The organism is Clostridium sp. JN-9 (assembly GCF_004103695.1).
Classification (GTDB): Bacteria; Bacillota; Clostridia; order Clostridiales; family Clostridiaceae; genus JN-9.
This window is the reverse complement of the sequence record NZ_CP035280.1, coordinates 870,443-896,890: the sequence shown is the minus strand read 5'-3', so window position 1 is coordinate 896,890 and position 26,448 is coordinate 870,443. Positions and strand designations below refer to the sequence as shown.

General features: G+C 31.1%; 30 protein-coding genes. 4 read left to right on the top strand and 26 right to left on the bottom strand.

Translation table 11 applies throughout. The annotated features are described in order from the left end of the window. Positions 1-22 precede the first annotated feature (22 nt). The 17 genes from EQM05_RS04305 to EQM05_RS04230 form a co-directional block, all read right to left on the bottom strand. Positions 23-403: a hypothetical protein gene (locus tag EQM05_RS04305; protein ID WP_128748900.1), complete on the bottom strand. Its 381-nt coding sequence runs from the start codon at positions 401-403 to the stop codon at positions 23-25. A 12-nt stretch (positions 404-415) separates the two neighbouring features. After that, positions 416-766 (bottom strand): HK97-gp10 family putative phage morphogenesis protein, encoded by a 351-nt coding sequence (locus tag EQM05_RS04300; protein ID WP_128748899.1) that lies wholly within the window; start codon positions 764-766, stop codon positions 416-418. A gap of 1 nt (position 767) precedes the next feature. Then, positions 768-1,115, bottom strand: a complete 348-nt coding sequence (locus EQM05_RS04295) for a hypothetical protein (protein WP_128748898.1) — start codon at positions 1,113-1,115, stop codon at positions 768-770. Beyond that, complete coding sequence (locus tag EQM05_RS04290) at positions 1,105-1,458, bottom strand: hypothetical protein (RefSeq protein ID WP_128748897.1); 354 nt, start codon at positions 1,456-1,458, stop codon at positions 1,105-1,107. Before EQM05_RS04290 ends, EQM05_RS04295 begins: the two co-directional genes overlap by 11 nt. A 134-nt stretch (positions 1,459-1,592) precedes the next feature. Next, positions 1,593-2,450, bottom strand: a complete 858-nt coding sequence (locus EQM05_RS04285; RefSeq protein ID WP_128748896.1) for a DUF5309 family protein — start codon at positions 2,448-2,450, stop codon at positions 1,593-1,595. 26 nt (positions 2,451-2,476) lie between these two features. Beyond that, a complete protein-coding gene (locus EQM05_RS04280; RefSeq protein ID WP_205694164.1) occupies positions 2,477-2,998 on the bottom strand; it encodes a hypothetical protein in 522 nt (173 codons plus the stop codon). 151 nt (positions 2,999-3,149) lie between these two features. Continuing rightward, complete coding sequence (locus EQM05_RS04275) at positions 3,150-4,520, bottom strand: hypothetical protein (RefSeq protein ID WP_128748894.1); 1,371 nt, start codon at positions 4,518-4,520, stop codon at positions 3,150-3,152. Position 4,521: 1 nt separating this feature from the next. Beyond that, positions 4,522-5,001 (bottom strand): crossover junction endodeoxyribonuclease RuvC, encoded by a 480-nt coding sequence (locus EQM05_RS04270; RefSeq protein ID WP_164917190.1) that lies wholly within the window; start codon positions 4,999-5,001, stop codon positions 4,522-4,524. Positions 5,002-5,367: 366 nt separating this feature from the next. Beyond that, positions 5,368-6,726, bottom strand: a complete 1,359-nt coding sequence (locus EQM05_RS04265) for a terminase family protein (protein WP_205694163.1) — start codon at positions 6,724-6,726, stop codon at positions 5,368-5,370. 85 nt (positions 6,727-6,811) lie between these two features. Further along, positions 6,812-7,423, bottom strand: a complete 612-nt coding sequence (locus tag EQM05_RS04260; protein WP_128748891.1) for a hypothetical protein — start codon at positions 7,421-7,423, stop codon at positions 6,812-6,814. A 961-nt stretch (positions 7,424-8,384) separates the two neighbouring features. After that, entirely contained in the window at positions 8,385-8,642 is a 258-nt protein-coding gene (locus EQM05_RS04255) for a sigma factor-like helix-turn-helix DNA-binding protein (protein ID WP_128748890.1), read from the bottom strand. Between the two features lie 67 nt (positions 8,643-8,709). After that, positions 8,710-8,985 carry a sigma-70 family RNA polymerase sigma factor gene (locus tag EQM05_RS04250; RefSeq protein WP_128748889.1) on the bottom strand — a complete coding sequence of 92 codons (276 nt, stop codon included), beginning with the start codon at positions 8,983-8,985 and terminating at the stop codon, positions 8,710-8,712. A gap of 217 nt (positions 8,986-9,202) precedes the next feature. Continuing rightward, complete coding sequence (locus tag EQM05_RS04245; RefSeq protein ID WP_128748888.1) at positions 9,203-9,862, bottom strand: hypothetical protein; 660 nt, start codon at positions 9,860-9,862, stop codon at positions 9,203-9,205. Between the two features lie 121 nt (positions 9,863-9,983). Further along, entirely contained in the window at positions 9,984-10,841 is an 858-nt protein-coding gene (locus EQM05_RS04240) for a hypothetical protein (protein WP_128748887.1), read from the bottom strand. A 143-nt stretch (positions 10,842-10,984) separates the two neighbouring features. Further along, a complete protein-coding gene (locus tag EQM05_RS15675) occupies positions 10,985-11,149 on the bottom strand; it encodes a hypothetical protein (RefSeq protein ID WP_164917188.1) in 165 nt (54 codons plus the stop codon). A 565-nt stretch (positions 11,150-11,714) separates the two neighbouring features. Then, entirely contained in the window at positions 11,715-12,719 is a 1,005-nt protein-coding gene (locus EQM05_RS04235) for a tyrosine-type recombinase/integrase (RefSeq protein ID WP_128748886.1), read from the bottom strand. A 1-nt stretch (position 12,720) separates the two neighbouring features. Next, positions 12,721-12,930, bottom strand: coding sequence for a hypothetical protein (locus EQM05_RS04230; RefSeq protein WP_128748885.1), 210 nt, complete (start codon positions 12,928-12,930; stop codon positions 12,721-12,723). Between the two features lie 470 nt (positions 12,931-13,400). Here EQM05_RS04230 and EQM05_RS04220 point away from each other — a divergent pair, with 470 nt between their 5' ends. Beyond that, positions 13,401-14,153 (top strand): DUF438 domain-containing protein, encoded by a 753-nt coding sequence (locus EQM05_RS04220; RefSeq protein WP_128751027.1) that lies wholly within the window; start codon positions 13,401-13,403, stop codon positions 14,151-14,153. 39 nt (positions 14,154-14,192) lie between these two features. Next, positions 14,193-15,413, top strand: coding sequence for an FprA family A-type flavoprotein (locus EQM05_RS04215; RefSeq protein ID WP_128748884.1), 1,221 nt, complete (start codon positions 14,193-14,195; stop codon positions 15,411-15,413). Between the two features lie 34 nt (positions 15,414-15,447). Here the strand turns inward: EQM05_RS04215 and EQM05_RS04210 are convergent, their stop codons facing one another. The 7 genes from EQM05_RS04210 to EQM05_RS04195 all read right to left on the bottom strand — a co-directional run bounded on the left by EQM05_RS04210 (position 15,448) and on the right by EQM05_RS04195 (position 19,239). Next, positions 15,448-16,161: a Crp/Fnr family transcriptional regulator gene (locus tag EQM05_RS04210; RefSeq protein ID WP_128748883.1), complete on the bottom strand. Its 714-nt coding sequence runs from the start codon at positions 16,159-16,161 to the stop codon at positions 15,448-15,450. 74 nt (positions 16,162-16,235) lie between these two features. Further along, positions 16,236-16,625: a bacteriohemerythrin gene (locus EQM05_RS04205; protein ID WP_128748882.1), complete on the bottom strand. Its 390-nt coding sequence runs from the start codon at positions 16,623-16,625 to the stop codon at positions 16,236-16,238. A 93-nt stretch (positions 16,626-16,718) separates the two neighbouring features. Continuing rightward, entirely contained in the window at positions 16,719-17,681 is a 963-nt protein-coding gene (locus EQM05_RS04200) for an N-acetylmuramoyl-L-alanine amidase (RefSeq protein WP_128748881.1), read from the bottom strand. 129 nt (positions 17,682-17,810) lie between these two features. After that, complete coding sequence (locus EQM05_RS15670) at positions 17,811-17,954, bottom strand: hypothetical protein (protein ID WP_164917187.1); 144 nt, start codon at positions 17,952-17,954, stop codon at positions 17,811-17,813. A 20-nt stretch (positions 17,955-17,974) separates the two neighbouring features. Continuing rightward, positions 17,975-18,109 (bottom strand): hypothetical protein, encoded by a 135-nt coding sequence (locus EQM05_RS16335; RefSeq protein ID WP_279222125.1) that lies wholly within the window; start codon positions 18,107-18,109, stop codon positions 17,975-17,977. A 15-nt stretch (positions 18,110-18,124) separates the two neighbouring features. Then, entirely contained in the window at positions 18,125-18,280 is a 156-nt protein-coding gene (locus EQM05_RS15665) for a hypothetical protein (protein ID WP_164917186.1), read from the bottom strand. 59 nt (positions 18,281-18,339) lie between these two features. Next, positions 18,340-19,239 carry a L,D-transpeptidase family protein gene (locus EQM05_RS04195; RefSeq protein ID WP_243108115.1) on the bottom strand — a complete coding sequence of 300 codons (900 nt, stop codon included), beginning with the start codon at positions 19,237-19,239 and terminating at the stop codon, positions 18,340-18,342. 155 nt (positions 19,240-19,394) lie between these two features. On the opposite strand from EQM05_RS04195, the gene EQM05_RS04190 reads away from it, so the two are divergent. Next, complete coding sequence (locus EQM05_RS04190) at positions 19,395-21,149, top strand: ABC transporter ATP-binding protein (RefSeq protein ID WP_128748880.1); 1,755 nt, start codon at positions 19,395-19,397, stop codon at positions 21,147-21,149. Continuing rightward, positions 21,146-23,173: an ABC transporter ATP-binding protein gene (locus EQM05_RS04185; RefSeq protein ID WP_128748879.1), complete on the top strand. Its 2,028-nt coding sequence runs from the start codon at positions 21,146-21,148 to the stop codon at positions 23,171-23,173. Before EQM05_RS04190 ends, EQM05_RS04185 begins: the two co-directional genes overlap by 4 nt. A gap of 41 nt (positions 23,174-23,214) precedes the next feature. Here EQM05_RS04185 and iadA read toward each other — a convergent pair whose 3' ends face one another. Together iadA and EQM05_RS04175 are read right to left on the bottom strand one after the other, a co-directional pair. Continuing rightward, the gene (gene iadA / locus EQM05_RS04180; protein WP_128748878.1) at positions 23,215-24,378 is read right to left on the bottom strand and encodes a beta-aspartyl-peptidase; all 1,164 of its coding nucleotides are present in this window, start codon (positions 24,376-24,378) and stop codon (positions 23,215-23,217) included. Between the two features lie 18 nt (positions 24,379-24,396). Beyond that, the gene (locus tag EQM05_RS04175; RefSeq protein ID WP_128748877.1) at positions 24,397-26,310 is read right to left on the bottom strand and encodes an ABC-F family ATP-binding cassette domain-containing protein; all 1,914 of its coding nucleotides are present in this window, start codon (positions 26,308-26,310) and stop codon (positions 24,397-24,399) included. Positions 26,311-26,448 lie beyond the last annotated feature (138 nt).

The window sequence follows — 26,448 nt, the reverse complement described above, 5'->3', positions numbered from 1 at the left end:
CGGAGTATCATTGCTTTATTTATTACTCCGTTACAAATAGTATTCTTATATCTATTTGTCCATTAACTCTATTTAATTCCGTGTTCCTTTCTTCCCCAAAGTCATTAAATCCAACCTTATCAATTAATATGAAAATATTCATATTTTCATATTGCCAATGTCTTAATGCTAAATATAAAGCATTTTCTGCATCAGCAATATCATTCATATTTTTTGCCCAAATATCTACATAGATGCTTCCAAAAATCGCATCTGTATTATATCCCTCGACTGTGTTTAACTTTGTATAATAAGTTATCACCTTATTATTAACTACATTTTTCTCCGAATTCCAATATTTCAAATCGAAATTAGGGCACGTATTTTGTATAATATCAAGAAGTGGTTTTATATAATTAAGCATCTAAACCACCTCCTAAATACTTTTTATAAAAGCATCTTGTACTTTTTCTGTAATTTTTTCTATACCTTTATCTACAGCAGGTCTTAAATATGGTTGTGGTCTTTGTTTGCTTGTACCAAATTCTACGTCTGCCCAATAGTCTTCTAATTTTTCTACGTTCAGATTTATTCCTACGCTATCATTTCCGCTTTTCTCTACTTTAAAATCTATACTTGTTTTTAACGCTCCAGTATCGACGGGGACTTTATCTTCCGCTTCTGCCTGCATAGCGTCTCTCACCTCTTTAAAATTATCTGCTAGGTTATCTGTGAATGTATCTGCTAATTTTTCTAAATTTCTTATCAGTTCATTATTTGCGTCCATATTACTTCACCTCCCTTAAATATAAAAGAATGAAGTCTTTTTTATTAAATATGTTAACAACTTCTAATTTTCTATTAGTATTTTCTAAAATGTCTTCTTCCTTTATATCTACTGTTGGGGCGGTATATCCTAAAATATACTTAACGACATAAATGCCAGCTTCAGATTGCTGTTTTCCTTCTGCATTAGTTATCTTTGTTTTTTCTTGTATATCTACATCTACTGTACCTATTACATTATCTATTTCAACATCGAATCGAAGGCCGTTATCAATTTCAACTGATTTTCTATGGACATTAAACGTTTCATAATCATCATTAAAAAATAAATTATACATATTATGAAACATAAGAATCGCCCCCAGAAATTAGGCCATCTGTTGTATTGTTTATATCTGCAACTCCTAAACCGTCCCCCCTAGGTATAACATAAAATCTGAATTTATTTTCTTTTTCTTGCCTGGAGCGGTAATACTGTGCAAGTTCCAAAATAGTTGTCTTTACCATAGAAATTTCGCCTCTGGCATAATTTTTAATTAATCCCTCTGGCAGCATTGCCATTATTTCAAGAGCTTTTGCTGTTGCCCCGTTTATGTCACCTTCGTCTGCAATGAATGCTGTTATTTCATCATCTGTAAAAATCTCGGAATCCTTATCCTGTATATTTAGTCTAACTTTTTCTATATCTGTCAACTTGCATCACCATCCTTTTACATAAAAAATAAGCACGGGCGGAAATAATTATTTTAGGGGGATGATGCCAAATAACCGCAAGTGCCTATGTATTCATATATTAATATGTATGAGCGGGAAAATCCCGCCCAGGACTATGCGTGTAAGTCTGTTACAGTTATTTCGTAAAAAGCTTTCGGATTTCTATTTAGAACTGTATATTCCAGGCCTATCATATAATCTGTGGTCCTTCCTGTCTTACTTAAAGCTGTCTGCTTTAAAGGATTTAAAGCATAAAACTCTAACAATCCCTTATTTCCTAATACAACGCTATCTGTTAAATTTTCTTCCAACACAACATTAAGGACCTGTCCACCGATTGTTAATTTGTTAATGTCCAGGGAAACACTTCCATCATTTTGGATTCTTGTCTCGGATGCTTTTAACAATCCTGCTATATACTGTATAGCATCGTAACTTCCAAATATTGTGTTTAGTGCTGCGTATTTCTTTGCAGTATTAACAGCATTAACAATAATATTCTTTGTCATTTCAGCTTTCAGATGTGAAATTTTCTGTCCTGATGGAGTATCTTTTAAGATATTGCCCATCTTTCTTGGATCGGCAATTGAATAAGAACCGCCCCAAATATGGAGGTTAATATCCTGCTTTGCTTCCAAAATAGCATCAGAAACTTCTGTAGCAAGTCTATTTCCTTCTATAACTGTCTCTGTATCAGATAAGCTTACAAATTTATCTACGACTTCGCATACATTGCTAACTGTTGCTCTGGCACTTTTCCTAGTGTTACTTCCGTCTGTTGCAATCCTGTCCTTTTCTATGGCTGTAGCTGAAGATGGAGCGTTTAGCTCTCTTGTTCCTTTTGTAACAATTGTGCTTTTTGCTGCATATATTCCATTCTGTAAAACTAAATCTAAAGTGTTTGTTAAATTACTATTTATAACAGGTAAAAATTCCTGTAGTACGGTTTCCTGTGTAATTATATCTGCCATATTATATCGCCTCTTTCATTAAAAAATTATTTTTGTAGTTTTAAAGCTAAAGCCTCTCCGACTTTACCTTCTTTAATTAATTGTTGGATTTTATCTTCTGTTCCAGCTTTTGTAGTGTCTGTCTTTAAAAATACAGCACTATCTTTAGTATCCTTATTATCTTTTACGCCAGCAATTTTATTAAATTTTTCTATCTTGCTTGTTATATCCTCTTCCTTTGTATCTGCTGTTATCCCAAGTAAATCACATACATCATCGGTTAGATTGTGTTTCTGCTTAATGTTCTCAAATTTCAACTGTTTCTTTTCTGTCTGTTCTGTTTTTAACATTTTTTCTATATCTGCTATTTTTACTACCTTTTCCATTAAAGCATCTAAATCCGCTTTTTTAACACTTACAACATCATCATCTTTTTCTTTATCTGTTTTATTTCCCGCTTCATTATCTTCTGTATCCTTATCTGTATTTTTAATATCCTTGTCTTTTTCGTCTGTAGTCTCTTTTATATCTTTATCTTTATCTGTATCCATTTTGGCATCACCTCTCATTTTTTTTAATAATCTTGTCCTTTATCTCTCTCATAATCATAAGCAAAACCTAAAGTTATTTTGTTCAATTTTTTTAAAGAGATTTTTTTTATTATATATATTATCAAATTTTACTAATTAACTTCAAGACAAAAAAAGGAGTGAAGCGGTACTATTTCCCGGCCCCAAAGAATCCTTTTATTTTATTTATTATTTTTTGTATAAATCCCTGCTGCATATTAATCTTATCCATAGGATTTGTATTTGTGCTTGAAGTAGTAGTACTATTTTTAGCTCCGTTATTTGTAGCCTGCGTAGCGGTCTTGTTCTCCGTTCCGCTCCAATCTATTCCTAATTTCTGTCTTGCAATATTTGTTGTTATTAATCCCATACTCAATTCTTGGTTTACCTCCGCGATTAAATCCGCTCTTGCAAAATCAAACACCTCATCAAATTTTATTTCGCAAAAATTTTCTGTCCCTTGAGGTATTTTGCCCCAACTTACCAATACTTTATATATATCTGTATTTACCACTCCAAGTTCTCTTTTTATATTTTCTCTAGCCCCTTCTATTTTTGTTATCAGGCCCAGCAATAGCATCGTTAACGCTTTGCCAGAAAGATTCTTGTCCACTATTTTTGTTAATAATAATTCTGGTAAATTCTGCTCTATATTCTGCTGTATTTTATCTAAAAATGCTAAAGCCTTTTCTGTATTTTCCATGCCTCCGCTTACAACTTCTATTCCACCGTCCGGAGTGGTAGTTAATACATTTATACCTTCAAATATATTTTTTGCAAATTCTGTGGTTATAGATTTTCTATCTTTAGGGCTAAAATCTCCTTTTATTAAATAAATGGGATCCATCATTTTGTTTCCAATCTGGTATATTACATTAGCATAAGCATTTATAATATCCTGTTGTATTGCAATGTGGTCAAAACTATTTGCCCCAAACTTTTCTCCAATATCTGTAAACATAAAATGATAGAGCGGTACAAATCCGAATTTATTTTCTTTTTCTTCTACTATTTTACCATCTACATATTTTTGTATAAGAGTAGCGGTATATACCTCTTTTACGCTTGTACTATTACCTTTTTCATCTTTTTGTAAATAACTATAGGTTGCTTGTAGTATATTACCATCAGTATCTTTAACAAAATCTGTATTGGGACTTTGTAGAACCTTTAATGTTATTTTCTGTTCTGCTTCGTCAAGCTCCATTTTTAGATATGCGTTTCCATATACTGCTAAATACATACTAAATAAATCTTTCCTTATATTTTTATAGATTGCATTAAGCATCTCTACATAATTAGAATTAGCGTCTGTTCCAACAGACTTTAATCCTTTAATTAATAAATTAACATCCACGTTTACAGCTTGTGTAATAAAGTTAAAGATGTTCTGTAATCTGTATTTTTTATCTGTTTTCTGCAGATACATTACATTTGTATTTCTAAAATATCCCCATTCTTTATTATAATCTAATTTACTATCTGTACTTAAGCTTGTTAGAGTTGGTAGTTGTTCAATCATGTTACATCACCTCTTTTTTTACATTTTGTTGAATTAAAAAAGTATAGCCAATCGCTATGCTATCTGTTAAATGGTCTGCCAAATCTTCTGTTATTTTAAATCTGTTTTTTACTACATCCGCTACTTCTTCTTTTTTAGCCCTCCCATTTCCTGTAACTATCTTCTTTACTGTACTGGGCTGTAATTTTATCGGTTCTATGTGTAAGACTTTCCAGGAAACCATCTGTATTATACCAATGGCAGAGGATACATAACTATATCCTCTGGCCTCCCTAGGATTCCAAAATGTGCCTTCTACTACTACTGCATCAGGCTTTTCATCTTCAAATATTTTCTCCAAGAATTTTTCTATATTTATCAACTTTGCCCCGGGAGCCAGAGTTTTCTTATTTTCTAATAATTTATAGCATTGTAAATCTGTATTATTAAAAACACTAATGGCTAAATTGTTAGTGCCAACATCTATACCTACTGTTTTCATGGTATCACCTTCTATTGTCGAATATTGTCGTAAAATTTTTATAAAACTTTTTAAAAACATGATCGGTTTTAAAATCCTAATGAACTATAATGTATAGAAGAGTAAATAATAGAATTACGGATACAGATTAGACAATAAAATTACAGCTTATACAATAATAAAAAAAGAGTATTACTACTACTTATAACGGAAAGCCAATCGAGCTAGTTGGTTAGGTACATATCACAAAGCAAAACGATCTAACCTTCTTGCCCCGTTAAAAGTAGTTATCATATATCTTTTTTGCATAGTTGCAAGTAGTACATAGTCTCCTTTACTTATAATGCATAATATAAGTCGTTCTAAATTTCCGAACAAGTTATATATTTAATACCTTCCAAATCCAAATCCAAAATTTTCGTCTTTCTGTCCTTGTTTCCAAGCCCTAACTGCAAGCGACATAGCCATAACTGCATCTCCGTGTCCGCTTTCATTTCTTTCTATAACGATTTGTGGCTTCCCATTCCTAGCCTGTTTTAATTTTACAGAATACATTTGCAGCATAAAGTCTCTATCCTCAATTAATTTTAAAGTCTTTTCTTCAAGCATCTTTTTTATTAGTGCAAAATCCCCTGTCTTTGTTTTCTGTGTAGTTGTATGTTTAAAAATAAAGGAGAACTCGTCTTCCAGGTCCTCTGCTAATTCCATGCCTATTCCGTTTTGTTCTATATAAAAACTCTCTAAATCAATAGTCTCAAACATTTCTCTTAAAATTTTCTTCTGTTGCCTAAATTTTAGTTTATATTCTTTCTTATAAACCGGTATTAATATTCCATTCACATCTGCAATAATAAATACAGCAGATTTATCAGCTCCGCTAACCGACGCGATATCATAACCACCATAAAGAGAATAATTTTCATACTTTTCTTTTATCTCTTCTAAAGTTTCACAATACTGTCCATTTTTTAAATAGTATTCATCCATAGCCCCAAAATAACAAGCGATATCGTTATCTAAAAATTCAGCTTCAAAATCTTGTTTGAATGCATCTAAACTCATATCGTTATAATAATCAGCCAAAGACTCATTTCCAAATCTTTTTACTCTCTCTTCTGTAGGAAGAAGCGGAGCTTCTATCTGTGCTTTCTTCCATAATCCTTCTTTAACAAGACCAGTATAATTCCACCATCTTATCAAATATCTTCGATAATTTTTGTATTTTTTTGTATCATCCCATATATCAAAAAAAATCCCTTTCTTAAAGAGGGGATTACTTAATATAACAAAACTGCTTCCATATTTACTTCGTACCAGATTGCCATTTAAACTATTAACAGTGGCTTTGTCATCACTTCCATAAAGTGCTAGTTCATCAATTAATACAATTACAAATTTATTAGAGTTTCCTCCTTTTATATCGCCTTTACTAAATACCTCTATCATTGCCCCATTTTTAAATTCTATTTTTCCTTTTGCATTACCTACGATTGGAACTCTATACTCTTCTGGAATTAATTTATACAGTTCTTTTATATCAGTAATAGTTTTTTGTGTCTGTTGCCTTACATAACTTACTATTATTCCGTAGGTATCTCCTCTTATTTGGCACATTATAAGCATGTATAAAGCCATAAGCCAAGTCATGCCGACTTGTCTACTTTTAAGGCTTATAATTCTGTTCAATTTCTTTAAAGATAAATTTAAAAAGATTTCCAATTGATACGGTTCCAATTTTATTTCCATCAAACTCAACCAAAAGAGCGGATCCGCTACCGCAGAATCCAATGTTGTAATCGTCTGTGTCTGTGCGACTATACATTTCGCCGTCTTACTCATCTGCCTCACCTTCTTCTATCTCATCATCTGCTATTTTTTTTGTATCTGTTACTTCGTAACTGTTAATCCTTTTCAATACTTCTGCATTTTCTTTTCTATATTTTTCGTATCTGGAAATTATTTCTGTTTCCGGTACTTTTACTCCTTTTCCATTATCAGCGGTTAAATCCGTATAGAGTTTTACATATTCTCTAAATTCTCCCGTGTAATTTCTTATCATATCCGATTCTGTTCTGCCGCTGGCTTTCCCTTTATCCATTATCCTCTTATGGAAGTTGATGTTTATAACATATAAATAGCTTATAATTTCGTAGACCAGGTCCGCTACTTTCATTTTTTTTTCTAATACTTCCTGCCTTAATTTTTCGGATGCTTCATCTTTTTGCTCTTTCTTTTCAGCTTTATTTAAACACAAACTGAAATGACGCAATAAAGATTGAGCCGTAATACTATATCCATATTTATCCTTTAAATATTTAGAAATAAACGGAGCGGATTTACCTTGTTTTAAATACATTTCTTCTACTTCCTCCCTGTAATTGGAATTGCAGGTCTTACATCTTTTTCTAGTTGTATCTACTATTTTATCTATTTTCTTATCCATAGTATCATCTCCTTTCTTTCAGTGATGGATAATTTATCTATAGTTTTATACCTGTTTTATTATCTATTTGCATAATCTAATGTATAAAAAAAGGCTAACGCCTCTATAAACTATTTATAACGGGAAACCATCAATAAAGTCAATAAAGCGGTTATGTCTCCGTAAAAAATAGTTATGTATCTCTTTTATTTATTTTTATTTATGCTATAATATAAATACAGGTGTATTAACTAACTAAAGATTTATCGGTCTTCTCGGATTGTGTACAAAATAGTAGAAAGAGTGTGACCGTTGGTGGTTAGGTTTTAGAGGTCATTATGAAATGATGAGTGAGCGTCGGAAAATTAACTCATCATTTTCATTTTTTTATATAAAAATAACACCGCCAGAGCGGTGCATCTATTTCATCATCTATTCTTTTATTCTGTTTTACATATCTTATCTATCTGTTCCTGTATTGCTTTCTTTTCTGCTGTCGTAGGCTGTTTTAATGGTTGTTCCTTATTTTTCTTTACCATTTCTAATTCCCCCTTTTATATCTATATGTATTCTATCCTTTTTTCTTTTTTTCCTCTTTTAAGCAAATCTGAATATTATTCTTCTGTTAAGTAGTGTTTTTTGGTTGCCATAATGTTACTATACTTATAGTATTTTAAAACTAGATAATATAGTAAAAATAATGCAATCTGGATTATAAATGCCAACACTAAAAATACTGTATATATATCTGTAACGGTCATCTAAAAAAACATCTCCTTTACATTTTAAGGATTTCATTTTAATATGTAGTCCCTGCCCAAAATGTAACTTGCTTCTACTTTATGTAAGTGTTCAAGATGGCGTGGGAGAAAAAAGATTTTTAACAAAAAGCGCCTAAAAAAATAACCTAATTACCGTTACCTTCCATAATGCCATCCCACCTTTTTTAAATATGTAGCCCCACCTTAAAGTTTGAACGCTTTTAAGTAGGAAGGCAGTATAAAACAACCTTATCTAATGCTGTATTACTAATTTTGCTTATGGTTCCAATGCTTCTATTTAACTTTTTTGCTGTTTGCCTAACATTATAGCCATATACATATAGGTTGTATAGTACCTGTGTTTCTATAGTTGTTAAACCTTTTATAGCTTTTTCTATATCTATTTTATCCAAAACGATTTCCGGATTATTTTCTGTTATAGCAGCTTCATAAAAATCATTCAAATATTTAAAATACATATTATTAGTTTTTTTTGGTAATATTTCTGTGCTTCTATATCTAGCGTATAGCGACGCTGCTCTATATCTAACATACAGTAACACCGCCTAAATTAACCAATACCTCTTCACTTACATAAGCAAGTCTGCGTTCGTTTTTGTTCAGCCGCTTTACGGCATTTATAACGTGACCTTTAACAGGCATATAAGTATTCCTAACTTTACGCATACTATAAAAAAGACTTATTGCAACATCCTGCCATATATCATCAACCTCATCAAAATTTTTTGTATATTTATATATTTTTTTATATATTAACGCTTTGTGCTTTAATATTAATTCCCAGATTTCTTTATCGGACATATACATCACCTCTATTTTAAAAAAACAAAAAATAAAAAAAGAGCATAAGCTCTACTGTTTTATATTGCAGTTTTATGTAACGGGGCTATGCCCCAAAAGGAGATGGTATGTATATGGAGGCGACCAAACCTCCGATAAAAAAAAGGAGCATGAATAAATATATATTAATTTTCTATATTTATATATTAATAAAAAATAGGTATCATTGTCAAGTTTTTTATGCAATTTTCTTTAATATTTGTGGATTTTTTACAAAACTTTTTAATAATCCCCATTGTTTTATTTTTATATCGTCTAAATTCCATACGTTATGCAACCATAAAATCCACTTTTTGCCTCCGCTACCTTGTATCTGCTGTATTATCTTATAATTATCCTTTTCAACTGCCCATATTTTATTTTCTTTTATCATGTTATTCCAATCTCTTCCATATTCGTGTTTTAGGATATTTATTACATTCTGTCTGTATAGATTCCAATTAAAAAAGTAAAAATGCTCTACTTTCTTACTATCATTCAAGCTTGTAAGCCCTATTACATAATATTGTACACACACAGGAACATGGAAGAAGCTTCCTAGTCCATCTGCGGTAAGTCCGGTTAATTCTGCTGCCATTAGCTGGTTTTGGTAAAACTTATCTCCATACTTGACGCCCATCACATTCTTTAATTTTTGGCATTTTAGTTCTGCAAAGGGCTGTCCATTCGACTCTAAATCCCAATTTTTTTTGCCCTGTGTTACAGTAGTATTTATATTATATTTATCTGCCAGCACCTCTTTTAGTTGTGGCTCCCAAAATTTTTTAGCCATTAAAAGGTCCCTGTCAAAGTTATCATCATTATTATTATTATTAAAATTATTACTACATATTTGCATTACGCACCACCTCCAAGTTGTCATTCCCTTTATTTATAGGGAGATGCTATGTAGGGATGTATTTGGGATATGAGGTTATCCCGTATGTAGTCCGCCGAATGGCGGTATTGAATATTCTATATTAAAGATATGGTTCTATTTCTTCTTTCCAGGTTTGTCTAAATTGTTCCAATAACTTTCTTTTTCTTCTTCTAACTGTTATTTCAGACACGCCACATAGTTTTGATATTCTCTGTTCTGTTAATTTTTCTACTACGTATTTTTCATACTTTGCACTCGCCATTATATAGTTTAGAAATATGGTAGTATCCAGCTTATTTTTATCTATTAAAAAATTATCTATTACATTATTTATTAGCTTATTAAGTTCTTTTCCCATTATTTTATTTTCCACAGTAGATTTTATTTCTATTGCTTTATTTATTGTTTCTGCAAGTACTTCATTGTCCATACATACCACCTTCTTTCTTAAATAAGTTTTATAGCCTATTTTTAAATTAGATATGCCCAATGTTTTATATATATCCGCTGTAGCGTTATTCCTAACCATTACGGCTAGTATTTTTTTTATGCTATTAAGGCTTTTATTATAAATATCTATTTTATTAAAGTAATCGCAATACTTCTGGTCTCGTTCTCTTACACGTTTTGCTACTTTGTATAATGCGAATATAATGCAATCTTCAACATCATTCATTTCATCTAGGCTATCATACATATATTTTAGCCCGCCTCTTTCATCCTTGCTTTTTATAAAAATTGGATAATTTACTATTTGTTTTAAATTATTTAATAAGAATGCTACTATACGCTTTACAGCATAACTACTTCTATTTATTTTTATAAGGTCTTTTTCAATATCATGCCAATTAATGTAATTTATTTTAATCCCGGAAACCATTCGTTCTAGTACGCTTTCTATTTTTTCTTCCTGTTTATCTTCGATTCCATCTTCTGGATTTAATAATATATATTCCATGTCGCCCCACTCCTTTTTTTGTTAGTGCCATTGGTCAAATGGCTATGTAAAGGAGCACTTTTTTTGTATGTAAAAAGAGAGGTATAAACCTCTCTTGACGACACTTATATTCTACTAAATCCATTTACAAAAGTCTAATTTTACTATAATTTGTTTAACTTTTCTTCCATTTTTCTTAATTCTTTTCTATGCATTAGTTCGCAGAAATAATATTTAAGTTTCCCTAAATAAGTAGGCATACCATCTACATAAAATACCATATTGGTTATATCAGCATCGTCATTTTTTTTATTTTTTATGTTGAACATAATAACAACTCCTTCGCTTTCTTGTAATCTAACTATCTCTTATCTATATTTATATAGTAATAAAAGACTTTTTATAATTTCAAGTTTTTTTGAGAATAAAAGTATCATTTTTCATAAAAAGTTTTCGACATTTATTTGTAGAAATTTGTCGATAAGTTTTTAAAAATATTTTACGAAAATTACTAAAAACATGATCGGTTTTAGAAAATGAACGCACTATAATGTATAGAACAGATAATAAGATTATAGAACAGATTAGACAATAAAATTACAACTTATACAATAATAAAAAAAGAGAAGTTATACCACTACCTATAACACTAAAGTAAAAAAATTACACACTACTTATAACAAAAAGAAATAAATACTATTTTTAACGGGAAGCCAATTAAGATGGTTAGTTAGGTACACATCATAAAGCTAAACAACCTAACCTTTCCTGCCTCGTTAAAAGTAGTTATCATATCTCTTTTTTACATATACATAGTTGCAAGTAGTTTTAAATGCCTAGCTTCACACAAGAAATAGTATAAGGCACCGTACCAAAACAAGTGCCTTATATACATTATCTTTTTATTTTTATAGCCTTCCTTCCAATAGATTTTATTGTAGCTAAAGAATCTAGCGGACTATATTCTGCAAATTTCTTTTTAACATCAGCATTAAGTAGATTTACATACCGCCTAGTCATTTCCAAGGTTTTATGCCCGAGCAATTTTTGGAGCGTAAGTATATCCCCGCCATTTCTTATAAACTGTATAGCAAAAAAGTGCCTAAAATCATGGGGACTACAACGTAGCCCCTCTGCCTCTTTTCCTAGACAGTTATAGCAGTACAATTTTATTCTATCTTGTATGGTTCTGTCTTTAATCATTTCCCCATAACTATTACAAAATAAGTAATCTTCGGCTTCACCTCCTCTGATTTTTAAATATTCCTGAAGAATTTTTGCAAGGCTGTTTGATAATGGTATTACATATTCTGTTCTGTTTTTTGTATGGTTAAGTCTTATTTCTCTTGTTACAAAGTCTACGTCTCTCACTTTAATCTCTTTAAGTGTTCCGAGTCGCACTCCTGTTCCTGCTAAAAATGCTATTAATGTATAATCCCGAAATGTTGCGAAGCTCATATTTTTATCAATTTTTGGTTTTTCTATTAGCCTTTTCATTTGTTCCTCTGAAAAAGTTTTTATTATGGGCTTATCTTGTTTTACTAGTTTTACTTTAACATTCTGTTCTATATATTCTTCTTCCTTTAGGTAATTGATAAATGTTCTCAATGCCCTCAATCTAACATTTATTGTGCCGACCTTCAATTTTTTCTTGCGCATCATCATTGCATACAATTCAACATCGGTATTTGCAATTTGATTTGGGGCGGATATTTTTTGTGGAACTATAAAATCCCTGTAAAAATAATTTTCTAAATTATCTTTATACCATTCTACGGTTACCTCTTTTAGATTTTTTGCAATGCAGTGATTTATAAAACTTTCTATTGCTAGATTCCAATTTTGCCCGATCCGATTACGGCTATTCCTTTTTATTGCAAAATCTGTTATTGTCTGCATTTTAAGCTATACCAGCTACTATATCTCTTACAGCCTTATCTATTAATCCGTCTCTTTCTAGTATGTATGCAACATTTACGCCAAAGTCTGCTGGATTATTTAAATTATTAGCCATATCTATTATGTCCTGTAATGTCCCATTCATTTTTTTAGCCGTAATCAGATTCTTTTCAATTTCATCAAAACTTTTTCTCTCTTTTTCGTTAATCATTTTTTATCTACTCCAATAATTAATTTTATTTACATCGTATTATTCATTATCAAGCCGTTAAAAAATTCTCCTTTCTTCTTTAAAAAATATCCGATTTATCCTAAAAAAGAGTCCGACGCTTATCTATTAAAAAATAGATAGTCTACCGCAGAATATTGTGTGGAAAGATAAGGCAGATTATCAGACCGCCCATTTTCTGCTATATCCGGCGGAATTGGCAGACGCACGGGACTCAAAATCCCGCGGTAGCAATATCGTATCGGTTCGACTCCGATCAGCGGCACCAAATTATATGAATGAATAAAAGCACTTTGAAATAATTTTTCAAAGTGCTTTTATTTTTATATTTAATTATATATAAGACTGTAAAATTTGATTTAAATCACATAAAACAATAACCTTGGGTAGTAAAATCAAAGCATAAATTAAATAAGCTTAGAAAATACAAGGAGGTATTATTTATGCAATTAATTGATGAAGAAAGAATTAATAAGCTGACAACTGTTCTTAGGAAACTTAATGAAGGTGTAACGGAAGAATCAAGAAAAGAAGCTTTGAATATAGTAGCAGACATAGATCCCGTAGAATTATCTGTGGCAGAGCAGCGTCTAATTGAACAGGGTATGAATCCTCAGGATTTGAGAAACCTTTGTGACATCCATATGGAAGTTCTAAGTGATGAATTAGTAAAACTTAAAAGGAAGATTGAGCCTGGGCACATGCTGGATACTCTATTAATTGAACATGAGAAGATAAAAGAATTTTTAACTGAACTTGAATCAGTAAATCTTCAAATTCAAAATCTAAAAAACCGCAATGAAAACACTGACTTATTTATAAAATTAGAGCATTTGGCAAACAATATCTTAAATGCTGAAAAACATCATAAACGTGAAGAGGATGTGCTATTCCCAGAACTTGAAAAAAGAAACATCACTGGTCCTACACGAATCATGAGAATGGAACATGATGATTTAAGAAAAAGAAAGAGACTTCTTAAAGAAACAGCAAATAATGTTGAAATAATGGATTTCAATGAGTATAAAACAAAGGTAGATGAATTATCTAAGTATATCGTATTTCATCTCAGGGACCACATTTATAAAGAAAACTATATTTTATACCCTACAGCTATTGATACATTAGATGATAAAGAACTGTGGGCAGAGATGAAAAGTAAATGTGACAAAATAGGATATTGTCCTTTCACTCCCGGTAAATAGGGAAAATAATAGAACGAAAAATTATGGAGGTAAAAAATTATGAATAATAAAATAGAAATTGCTAAGAATTCTTTCTGGGTTGGTAAAGTAGATGATAGGCCTGTCCCATTTCATAGATTAATATTACAAAGGGGAACAACCTATAATTCATATCTTTTAGAAACTGAAAAGCCTACATTAATCGATACTGTAGATATTTCTTTTGGAGTTGAATTTGTAAAAAAACTTTCAGAAGTATTTGACTTAAATACTTTACGATATATAGTAGTAAATCATGTAGAGCCTGACCATTCAGGTGCACTTCCTGCACTTTTAAATAAGGCAAAAAATGCTGTGATTGTTACTACTGAAAAAGCAAGAAAACTTCTTAATGGCATGTATAAACTTCAAGGAAGGGATTATCATATAATCAAAGATGGAGAAACTTTGGATATTGGCGGGAAGACTTTAAAATTCTTTGAAACTCCATATCTTCATACAGAGGAAACAATGATAACCTATTGTGTAGAAGATAAGATACTTTATCCCTGCGATATATTTAGTACTCATATAGCTACTCAGCAATTATTTAATGATCTTGCACCGGAGGATATAACTGAAGACTTCAAAGTTTACTATGATCTTATTATGGCACCTCACAGACCTTATGTAAGAAAAATGCTTGATAAGATAAAGGATATAGAAATAAATACTATAGCACCATCCCATGGATATATATTAAGAGACAATGCTAAAAAGTTCATTGATCTATATGATAAGATGAGTTTAAAAGATACTTCAGATAAAAAAGCCCTTATTATTTTCAGCTCCATGACTGGCAATACAGGAAAGGCAGCAAATGATATTTATAAAGGACTTACTGATTCAGGCATAACAGCTACAATTGTAAATGTAAAGAGTTCCTCCATTGATACTGTAAAAGAAATGGTGGCTGAAAGTAATATGATTATCATAGGAAGTTCCACTAAGTTTGGTGACATGGTAGGAAATATTGAAGATTATATAAAGGAAATAGTTAAAATGGATCTTTCAGATAAATATGGTTTTGCTTTTGGATCCTATGGCTGGAGCGGTGAATCCATAGAGTTAATAAATGATTACTTAAAAAGAAGTAATATAAAGCTTTTGGATTCTGCTAAAATCATTAATTCTACAGGTACAAATAGCATACGCCTTCCTCTTAGAGTTAACTTCTATGGAGAAGCAGAAAAAACTGCTGCAGTGAATGCAGGAAAAATAGCAGCAGAATTTATTTCCTAAAATGCGGCTGTCTTAATTTATTTTAAGGCAGCCTTTAACTGTTTATATCTTTTAAATACGTTTTATCTTTTATAATAATTTTCTTATTTCCTACTAATTCAATTACATTTTCATCCTGAAGGGAAGTAAGTTTCCTGCTCATAGTTTCCCTGGTGACCCCTACATAGTTAGCCATCTCTTCTCTATTTAAAGGAAGATTAATAATTATTCCATGTTCACTTTCTACTCCAAAATCTTTAGCAAGGTTTAAAAGCATAGAAGCAATTCTAACTTCTACATCCTTTGTACTTAGATTTTGAATAAGATCCTCAAGACTAATAAGCCTGTCATGAAGAACTTCGAGAATTTTTAAAGTTATTTCAGGATTCCTGGTAATTATTTTATCAAAATCATCCTTGGCAATAGTACATATCAAAGTATCTTCAAGAGCTTCAGCATTAAACTGAAAATTTTCCTTTTTTAATAAGCTCATATCTCCAATGAATTGACCCTCGGATAATATATATAAAATCTGTTCACGTCCATCTTTGTTATACTTGTAAATTTTTATTTTTCCCACATTCACTATATATAGTTTATCTTCAACATCACCTTCAAAAAATATAACCTGCCCTTTTCTATATCTTTTTGTAACAATTATTTCTGATATCTTCTGAAAAGCCTCAGGTTTTAATGTTGAAAATATATAAACCTTGGATACGCAGTACTTTCCTGTACATTTAAAACAGTCTTTCCCACATTGTGACATTACCATTCACCTCCAGCTCATATATTCTCTATTATCTCCAATTATTTAAGTTACACATTAAAATATCTGCAGATTTATTTTCCTATTTGCTTGTCCATAATTAAAATGTGATTACTTATCCAGTTAATAATAAAGTCCAAAAGTTCTAATAATGCTTTGTCTTGATTTGAATCAATATCATTTAAATTTATTTCATTAATCTTTTTTATAAAACTTTCATGCTGTATTTTCTGTGGGAAGAATTTCTTGTATTTTATCTTCATCATATATTCTTCTTCAAATGTGAAATGAAATACTGTATAATCCTTTAGCTCCTCAATAATAGAAATTATTTTGTCATACTTGTCTACATAAAAGTCGTTATTTAACAGTTCATAGGCCTCATTGGCAATAGAAAATAGTTTCTTATGCTGTTTATCTATTTCATCTATACCAACTAAAAAATCATCTTTCCATGCAATCATACAAATTCACTCCTGTTTTCTACATTTAGAATTATTATATCATAAGGACAATTTTTGGTAAACAATATATACAAAAGTGTCGATAAATGATAATTATCCAATTAATATCTTCCAGGTTTTTGGGCCTGCTACTCCATCCATTATAAGAGAATTTCTTCTCTGAAATCTATATAAGCCTTGAGTAGTTATACTTCCAAAGCTTCCATCAATGTGAACCCCAATTCTCCACTGCAGATACCTGACTGGTATTGGATTATAAGTACCTGCTTCTAATAGTGGTTTATTTAAAATTGCATGGAATGCATTTAATGTTGATTTGTCCGCTGCTTCAGTTTTGTTTATGCCGGCTATACCTTGAAAAAGCTTTAATGCTGACATTGTATTTATGCCTAAAATTCCATCCTCTATTAAACTTCTGCCATTAGAATCTCTTATTTGTAATCTGTTTAAAGTGTTCTGAACCTTTATTATATTGTTACTGGGTGCCACCTTTGTTTTTGTGCTGACTTTTTCTGCATCTGTCCTTGATTTCAAAGTATTACCGTGATATAAGTTTTGTTCAGTGAGTCCTTTTACAATGGCAGAAGCAATATTTTCACTATTAAAGATATTCATATCATGCTTTGAGTCTACAAAAGCACATTCAATTAATACAGCAGGGGCATTGGTGTTCCTGATGACATAAAGGCTGCTGCCATCCTTAACTCCCCTATTATTATATCCCAGAGAGGATATTTCTCTTACAACTCCTTCTGCAATTTCTGCTCCAGCTGAAGAAACTGCATAAGCCTCTGTACCGGTTCCTCCACCGGCATTAAAGTGAATTGACACAAATACATCCACACTATTTTCATTAGCGGTTTTAACTCTTTGAAAAAGTGAATCATTTAGACTCACTGCACTTTTAGGACAGCAGTTTATTGTTATATACCCTAAAGCGGTAAGTTTGCTTATAACTTTTTCACCAACATCCTTAGAAAGGCAGTCCTCATTTTTATATCCAAAAGCACCTATGTCAAATTGATTATTATGTCCAATATCTATCCCATATTTCAATTTCATCATCTCCTTAATTTTTATCCTTAATAAGTATATATGCTGAATAAAAAGTTTTAGGCACAAAAAATGTCCCATGTTTCAGGGACACCTTTTACTAATCGCCCTCCTGTTGTATTTACAGCCTTGTTAAAAATGTTCTGCAATTTCTTGTCTTATTCTTTTTAAATCTTTCTCTCTTAGCTTGGTTCTTTCCATAATTACATCAAAGGGTTCTCCATCCAGTATCATTTTTCTTGCAATTTCAATATTATCATCACTTTTACTTATCATAATGTATTTCTCCTTCTTTTTTATTCTTTAAATTTTTCTTTTCCACTTTTTTCTTCAGATTTGTGAATTGCCTTATATTCAGCACTTCTGGATTGAAGCTTTTCGGAATTAGGATTTTTGCTTTGTTTACTCTCATTTCTAACTCTAATATACATTTAATCACCTTTCCTCTATTTATAAACTTTTGTATTATCTATTTTAGAATAAGCTATGTCTTTTTCACTGTGTATACCTTTTCTTACAAACTCTTCCTTCCCCAGATTTATAAGGTAATTACTTGGCAGATCACCAAAATCAACATCTTCATGTTTTGATTTTTTACCCATAAAAAACACTCCTTTCTCATGAATAGTTTTCCCTGAGAAAGATGTGTTATTCTGAAAAATTAATTAATCCATACTGCTGTACCAATTGGGATATAATCATAAATATATTTTGCGTCCTGAATGGATAATCGTACACATCCATGAGAAAGTCTTGTTCCAAGTGTTCCTGCCTTTATGTTTCCATTATTGTCTAATAAAACACTGTGAAACAAATAGTTGCCATAAAATTGAGTATAATATTTGCAGATTGTATTTTTATCAACTCTAAACATATTTCCTTTTCCCTGTACAGCAAAATACCCTTTTACTGTAGGTGTAGATTCTTTGCCTGATGCACACTGTACAGATTTTATAAGCTTCCAGCTTTTATTATAGCCAGCAAATATATTTACCCTTTGATTGTTTATATCAACCCATATATAATAATCAGTATTACTGTTAAAGTTTTTACTGTTAAAAAAATTTTCCAGGGAGCTTTTCATATTTGATACAGGTACTGCGTTTTCGTCTATGCTGGGCTTTACGTACATAGTTTTTGAAGTAGGTTCTAGTTCTAATTTTTTTAAAGTTTCATCTCCCACTGCACCATCTGCCATTATTCTATTTCTATTCTGAAAATCAATAACTGCATAATAGGTTTTTTCGCCAAATTCTCCATCACAATAAAGATCATAGCCAAATTTATTCAGTTTTTGCTGTATTGTTTTAATATTATCTCCTTTGTCTCCTTTTTTATAAATTTCAATTTTCTTTTCTTCTTCAATACCTGAATTATTGCTAATGTTATTTGTATCAGTATTATTGATTATATTCTGATCCAAGACTGGACTATTATTACTGCCTTTATCAGATGTAATTATTTTGCTCTCCTTATTTACATCCTTAATATTGCAGCCTAATGCATATAAAGGAATTAAAAATAAAATAGCACATAAAAAAACTACTAATTTTCTATTCAAACCATCACCCTTTAAAATTTCTATAATACATTTTATTAAAATTTGTATAATATGATACTAAATACTTTTTGTAACATTTCCATATATTTTTTGTATTGGTAAATATTCAAAATAAAATATATAATATAAGGTGTATATGATTGGGGGGTGCGCTAATGAATAAAATCAGATCTTTATTTAAATACACCAATAAATATAGGAAAAGATACTTAATTGGGCTTATCTTTTTAATTTCTGTTGATCTTTTACAGCTTGTCCCGGCAAAATTAATAGGTTTCATTACAGATAACATTTCAAGGGGAACTGCTACTCCAAAGCTATTGATGAAATACATAATCTTGATAATAGTAGTAGCTGTTCTTATGGCAGTTGGAAGATTTGTCTGGAGAATATTTATAGTTGGCACATCCAGATATGTTGAATATGACATGAGAAATATCTTTTTTACTCACCTGCAGAAGCTTTCATTAAATTTCTTTAATAAAAATAAAACCGGCGATTTAATGGCTCTTGCTACTAATGATTTAAATGCAGTGAGGATGGCTCTTGGTCCCGGGGTAATAATGATGACAGATTCTATTGTACTTTCCATAGCTACTCTTATAATAATGCTTACTATAAATGTAAAATTAACTTTGCTGTCTCTTATTCCTCTGCCATTTATTTCTCTTATAGCTCTTAAATTCGGCGGCAGCATTCATAAAAAATTTATGAGAGTTCAGGAGAATTTTTCAAAGCTCACAGATATGGTTCAGGAAAATTTTTCAGGCATAAGAGTAATTAAATCCTTTGTTCAGGAAGCCGAGGAATGTAAAAGGTTTACAAAAGAAAATCAAAAATACTTTGATGCAAATATGGACTTTATAAAAGTATGGGGGTTGTTTTCTCCATTAATCGAATTTGTTGCATCACTAAGCTTTGTTCTCTTAATTGGAATAGGAGGGATATCCGTAATTTATGGACAAATATCTCTTGGTGATTTTATTTCATTTAATATGTATCTTGGTAATTTAGTTTGGCCAATGATGGCAATTGGCTGGGTAATTAATATTATTCAAAGGGGCTTTGCTTCACTTGAAAGAATTGAAAAGGTGCTTTCCGAAAAACCGGAAATTCTTGATTGTGATGCTTACAATTTCGCTTCTCTTCAGGGTGATATAGAAATAAAAGATTTAACATTTTATTACGAAAAAAGCAGTGTACCTGCATTAAAAAATATAAATCTAAAAATACCCAAGGGAAGTACTCTTGGTATTATAGGCAGGACTGGAAGCGGAAAAACCACCTTGGTAAACTTACTGCTCAGGCTTTATAATGTGGAGCCTGGCAAAATTAGCTTTAATGGACTGGATATAAATAAGATTCCATTAAAAACACTTAGAGAAAATATAGGTTTTGTTTCCCAGGATGCTTTTTTATTTTCTACTTCAATTGCAGAAAATATAAATTTACCCTGCGAAGATTTCAATATGGACAAAATAGAAGAAGCTTCAAAAAATGCCGACATTTATGATGACATTATAGAATTCCCTGAAGGTTATAATCAGGTTGTTGGCGAAAGAGGCGTAACTTTATCAGGAGGGCAGAAGCAGCGTATTTCTATTGCAAGAGCACTTATTAAAGATCCTGAAATACTTATATTTGATGATTGTCTTTCTGCTGTTGATGCTAAAACTGAAGTCAAAATACTAGGAAACCTGAAAAGAATTATGAGTGAAAAAACTTCTTTGATAATTTCTCATAGAATTTCTGCAGTAAAGGACAGTAATTTAATAGCAGTACTGGACGAAGGTGAAATTAAAGAACTTGGAACCCATGAAGAATTATTGGATCTAAAGGGACTGTATTACGACATATATGAAAAACAGCTATTAGAAGAGAAAATAGCAGAAGAAGGTGATATAGTATGAGTGAAAATTTTAATGAAGAGGAAGCCCTGGTTAAAGAATATGATTCAAAATTAATGAGAAGGCTTCTAAAATTTGCAAAACCTTTTTCCATGTATATTTTACTGGTTATTTTTCTAATGTTGATTACAACATGCTTTGATCTAACAAGACCTTATTTAATAAAAAATGCCATTGATAATAATATTAACGGGTACAAGAGACCATATACATTGTTTGAAAAGCCTCAGGAAAACAGCATAAAAATTGGAGATAAATATTTAGCTGAAGGATCAGTTTCCAGTGGAATGCCTGCATCAATAGTATATTATGATAAGGGCTATTATGTAATTCAAGGTAAAAATATTGATAACAAGCCATTTTCTATTGTTAACGGTATTTACACTCAGCAAAATACAACTTCAAATGCATACAAGCTCAGCATAAATGAGTTAAAAATTATAAGAAAAGATGATGCATCAGGAGTAATTAGAACTGCTGTATATATTTTGATTTTGTCATGTCTTACATTTATATTAAATTACATTCAAATATATATTTTACAGTATACAGGGCAGAAAATTATTTATGAAATCAGGCAGAAGCTTTTTAATCATATTGAAAGTTTATCATTATCATTCTTTGATAAAAACCCAGTTGGCAGATTAGTAACAAGGGTAACTAATGATACTGAAACCTTAAATGATATGTATACAGGTGTACTGGTAAATTTATTTAAAGATGTGTTTTTACTTAGTGGTATTTTAATAGTAATGTTCTTACTTAATGTAAAATTGGCCTTAATTGTTCTCTGCTCTCTTCCTTTTGTAATTGCTGCTGCAGTTATATTTAAAAAATATGACAGAGATGCATACAGACAGGTAAGAACAAAGCTTGCAAAAATTAATTCCTCTTTATCAGAAAATATTTCTGGTATAAAGACAGTTCAGATATACAACAAGGAAAACAAAAAATTCAGGGAGTTCGACAATATAAATAAATCATATTTTAAGGCCTCTATGAGTCAGTTAACTGTATTTGCTGTATTTAGACCTGCTATTGATTTAATTTCTACTTTAACCCTTTCATGCCTTCTATGGTTTGGAGGATTAAAAGTTTTTGAGGGAACATTATCCATTGGGGTTTTATTTGCATTTATAAGCTATCTCATGCAATTTTTTCAGCCTATATTCGACTTAACAGAAAAGTACGATATACTTCAGTCTTCCATGGCAGCTTCTGAAAGAATATTTATGCTTATGGATAATAATGAAACTATAGTTAATAACCCAAAGGTGCACGTGAATAAACGTTTCAAAGGAGAAATTGAATTTAAACATGTTTGGTTTGCATACATTCCTGGAGAATGGGTACTAAAAGATGTAAGCTTCAAGATTGCACCTGGAGAAAAGGCAGCCTTTGTTGGAGCAACTGGAGCAGGTAAAACCTCAATAATAAGCCTACTGGGGAGATTGTATGATATTCAAAAAGGTGAAATATTAATTGACGGAATTAATATAAAGGATATTGATAAATATGTACTTAGAAGTAATTTATCCTCTGTTTTACAGGATGTGTTCCTATTTACAGGAGACATCAAAAGCAATGTAAGATTAAATAATAAAAACATATCAGATGAAGATATAATCAAAGCTTGTAAATATGTAAATGCAGACAGCTTCATTGAAAAGCTTCCATATAAATATGATTCACATGTTAATGAAAGAGGGTCTACATTTTCTCAGGGAGAGAGGCAGCTTATTGCCTTTGCCAGAGCAATTGCATTTAATCCTCCAATACTTGTGCTTGACGAGGCAACAGCTAATATAGATACAGAAACTGAGAGTTTAATACAAAATGCCCTTGAAAAAATAACTAAAGGAAGAACCACATTAGTAGTAGCTCATAGATTGTCCACAATAAAAAATTCTGATAAAATAATTGTTCTTCATAAGGGCAGAATAAGAGAGATAGGCAGCCACAATGAGCTTATTAAAAAAAGAGGTTTATATTACGATCTTTATCAGCTGCAATACAAAGAAAATTAATAAAAAGCCGGTATCACTTTATTAAATGATACCGGTGTGTTTTATTGTTCAAAGGTTCCACGTACTTGAACCTTATAATCTTTAACCATTAATTTACCTTTTGCAATGACTGTATTAATATTCAGCTTGTCATCTAATAATAGTATATCTGCATCATAATTTTCTTTAAGCTTTCCCTTATTTTTAAATTTTAGTAGTTCAGCAGGAGATTCTGTTAAAGGTATAATAGCCTGCTCCAATGCTATGCCACTGTTTACACAATCTTTAATACACTGAAGATCTGTTTCTGGAGAACCCACTGTAAGTTTTGTTAAGTTCCCTTTTTCATCAAATATAGGCATACTTCCCCCGGAATCTGAACTCATAGTTATATGATATGGAGAAATTCCATTGCTCAGCATAGTTTTATATGCCTCATTAGGGTCTACAGCATCATCGCCTTCATTTCTGATACCTGTAGTTATATCAATAAATCCTCCATTTTTAGCATACTCAATGGACTGCTTATATACCCTTTGATTTCTATTTATATGAGTTGGCAGTAAATTTGACATTGGCATATCATATGTTTCAACTAAATCAGTTATAGGGGTAAGTCCTTTTTTCCCATCTCCTAAATGCATATGCAGTATTCCGCATTTGCCTGAAAGCATTCCCCCAACTCTTGCTTCACTGGCAAGATGAATTAAGTCCTGCTCTGATGGATGGCTTCCTCTATGGTCAGATACTGCTACTTCACCTACTCCAATTATTTTATCCACTAATACAATATCGTTTCGTGCACTATCTGTTATTGTTCTTGTGGGCACAGAATAGCAGCCGGTCCATGAATAAGTAGTAATTCCCTCAATTTCCAGTGCTCTGCATTTTGCAATTAAATTAGCCATATTTCTGGTTGTACCATCTGTTCCAAGCAAGCCTACACAAGTAGTAATACCGCTGCTTGTTAACTGTGAAAGCATTAATTCAGGAGCTCTTGTATTATATCCTCCTTCACCGCCGCCTCCTATTATATGTACATGAAGATCTATTAATCCTGGAATGGCTTTAAGACCGCTTCCATCCACCACTTGTACTTCTGGGAAATTCTTTTCAGGTATATCTATTTCAGAAGATATATAGCATATTTTTCCGCTTGCAATTAAAATGCTTTTAATACCTTCATACTTTGGTGCATATACTTCCACATTTTTAATTAAAATCATAAAATTACCCCCATGATTCTAAATATTATTTTCATTTTTTATTTTCTCATCTAACTCACTTAAGTATTCCCATCTTTCCATTAATTCAGTCATTTTTTTATCCAGCTGATTTTTTTCATTTATACATTTCTCTAAAAGCTCATAATCACTGCCGCTATTATTAATTTTTTCTTCAATTTCATTTATTTTTATTTCCAGCTCACCAATATCATCCTCAATGGTTTCATACTCTTTCTGCTCTTTATAGGTAAATTTTAATGGCTTATCTTTCTTTTTATCTTCTTTGGTAATAGTCTTTTTTATATTTTTTTCTTTATTTTCAGTGTCACTATAGTTTTTTTCTTTATAATCCATGTATTCAAAATAATTTCCTACAAATTGAACAAGTCTTCCATTTTCCTCAAATGAAATGATCTTGTCTGTAATTTTATCCAAAAAGTATCTGTCATGAGAAACTGTAATAACAGTACCATTAAAATGTTCAATATAATCTTCTAATATATTTAAGGTCTCAATGTCTAAATCATTTGTTGGTTCATCCAGTAGTAATACATTTGGTGCTTCCATTAATATTTTCAAAAGATAAAGTCTCCTCTTTTCACCTCCAGAAAGTTTATTAATAGGAGTCCACTGCATTTCATCATTAAACAAAAATTTTTCAAGCATTTTTGAAGCACTTATAAGCTCACCCTGAGAATCTTTTATAAATTCTGCAGTTTCCTTTATATATTCTATAACTCTTAGTTCTGAATTTAATTCTTTCCCTTCCTGAGAAAAATAACCCATTTTAACAGTCTGGCCAATAATTACTTCTCCCTTATCAGGCTTAATGTTTCCTGTAATTATGTTTAGCAGTGTAGATTTCCCGCAGCCATTTGGCCCTATAATTCCTATATTATCTCCATTAGAAATAATTGTGCTGAAATTATCAATTAATAATTCTCCATTATATGATTTGGATATTCCATTAATTTCTATTACCTTTTTGCCAAGTCTGCTGCCTGCAACAGAAATCTCTATTTTTTCTGCAGCTGTTTCAATATGTTCATCATTTATCTTTTCAAATCTTTCAATTCTTGCCTTTTGTTTAGTTGATCTGGCTTTTGCGCCTCTCCTTATCCAGTCCAGTTCCCTCTTAAGTAAACTTTCTCTTTTTCTTTCAAGAGTGTTTTCCATCTGTTCTCTTTCAAACTTTTTTTCAAGAAAAATACTGTAGTTTCCGCTATAGCTGTATAGATTGCCATGGCTAAGCTCCAAAATCCTGTTAGTAACTCTGTCAAGAAAATACCTGTCATGGGTTATCATTAACAGAGCTCCTTTTCTTTTATTTAAATACTGTTCAAGCCAGTCTACTGTTTCATTATCTATATGGTTAGTTGGCTCATCTAATATGAGCAGATCGCAGGGTGTTATTAAGGCTTCACAAAGAGCTATCCTTTTTTTCTGACCTCCTGATAAGCTTCCAATTGGGGCATTAAAATCTGTTATTCCAAGCTTTGTTAAAATAGTTTTTGCTTCACTTTCAATAGTCCATGCATTCAAAGCATCCATTTTATTGTTTAAATTAAATATCTTCCTTTGGATATTTTTGTCCTCTGGGGACTTTTGAATCTTATATACTGCCTTTTCATATTCCCTTAATAAGCTCATAACTTCTGAACTGCCATTGAATATCTGCTCAATAACAGTAAACTCATCATTATAATCTGAGTTTTGTGGTAAATACTTTATTGTTAAATTGCTAAGCTTATTTATATTTCCTGAGTCATAGGGTTCAACACCGGCAATAATCTTTAATAGTGTAGATTTACCTGTGCCGTTTATGCCTATGAGCCCTATTTTTTCCCCTTCATTTATACCTAATGATACCCCATTTAACAGTATTTTATCGCTGTAGCTTTTATATATATTTTCCAGTGTTATTAAATTCATATATTACTATCCTTTCAAATTGCGTTATATTCATTATAACAAATAAAACTACATTTTCTTATGTTTTTTGTTTATTTGCTTTTATATAACTTATATAATAAAATAAATATAAATGTATTCATGGCTGTTTGCAGGAGG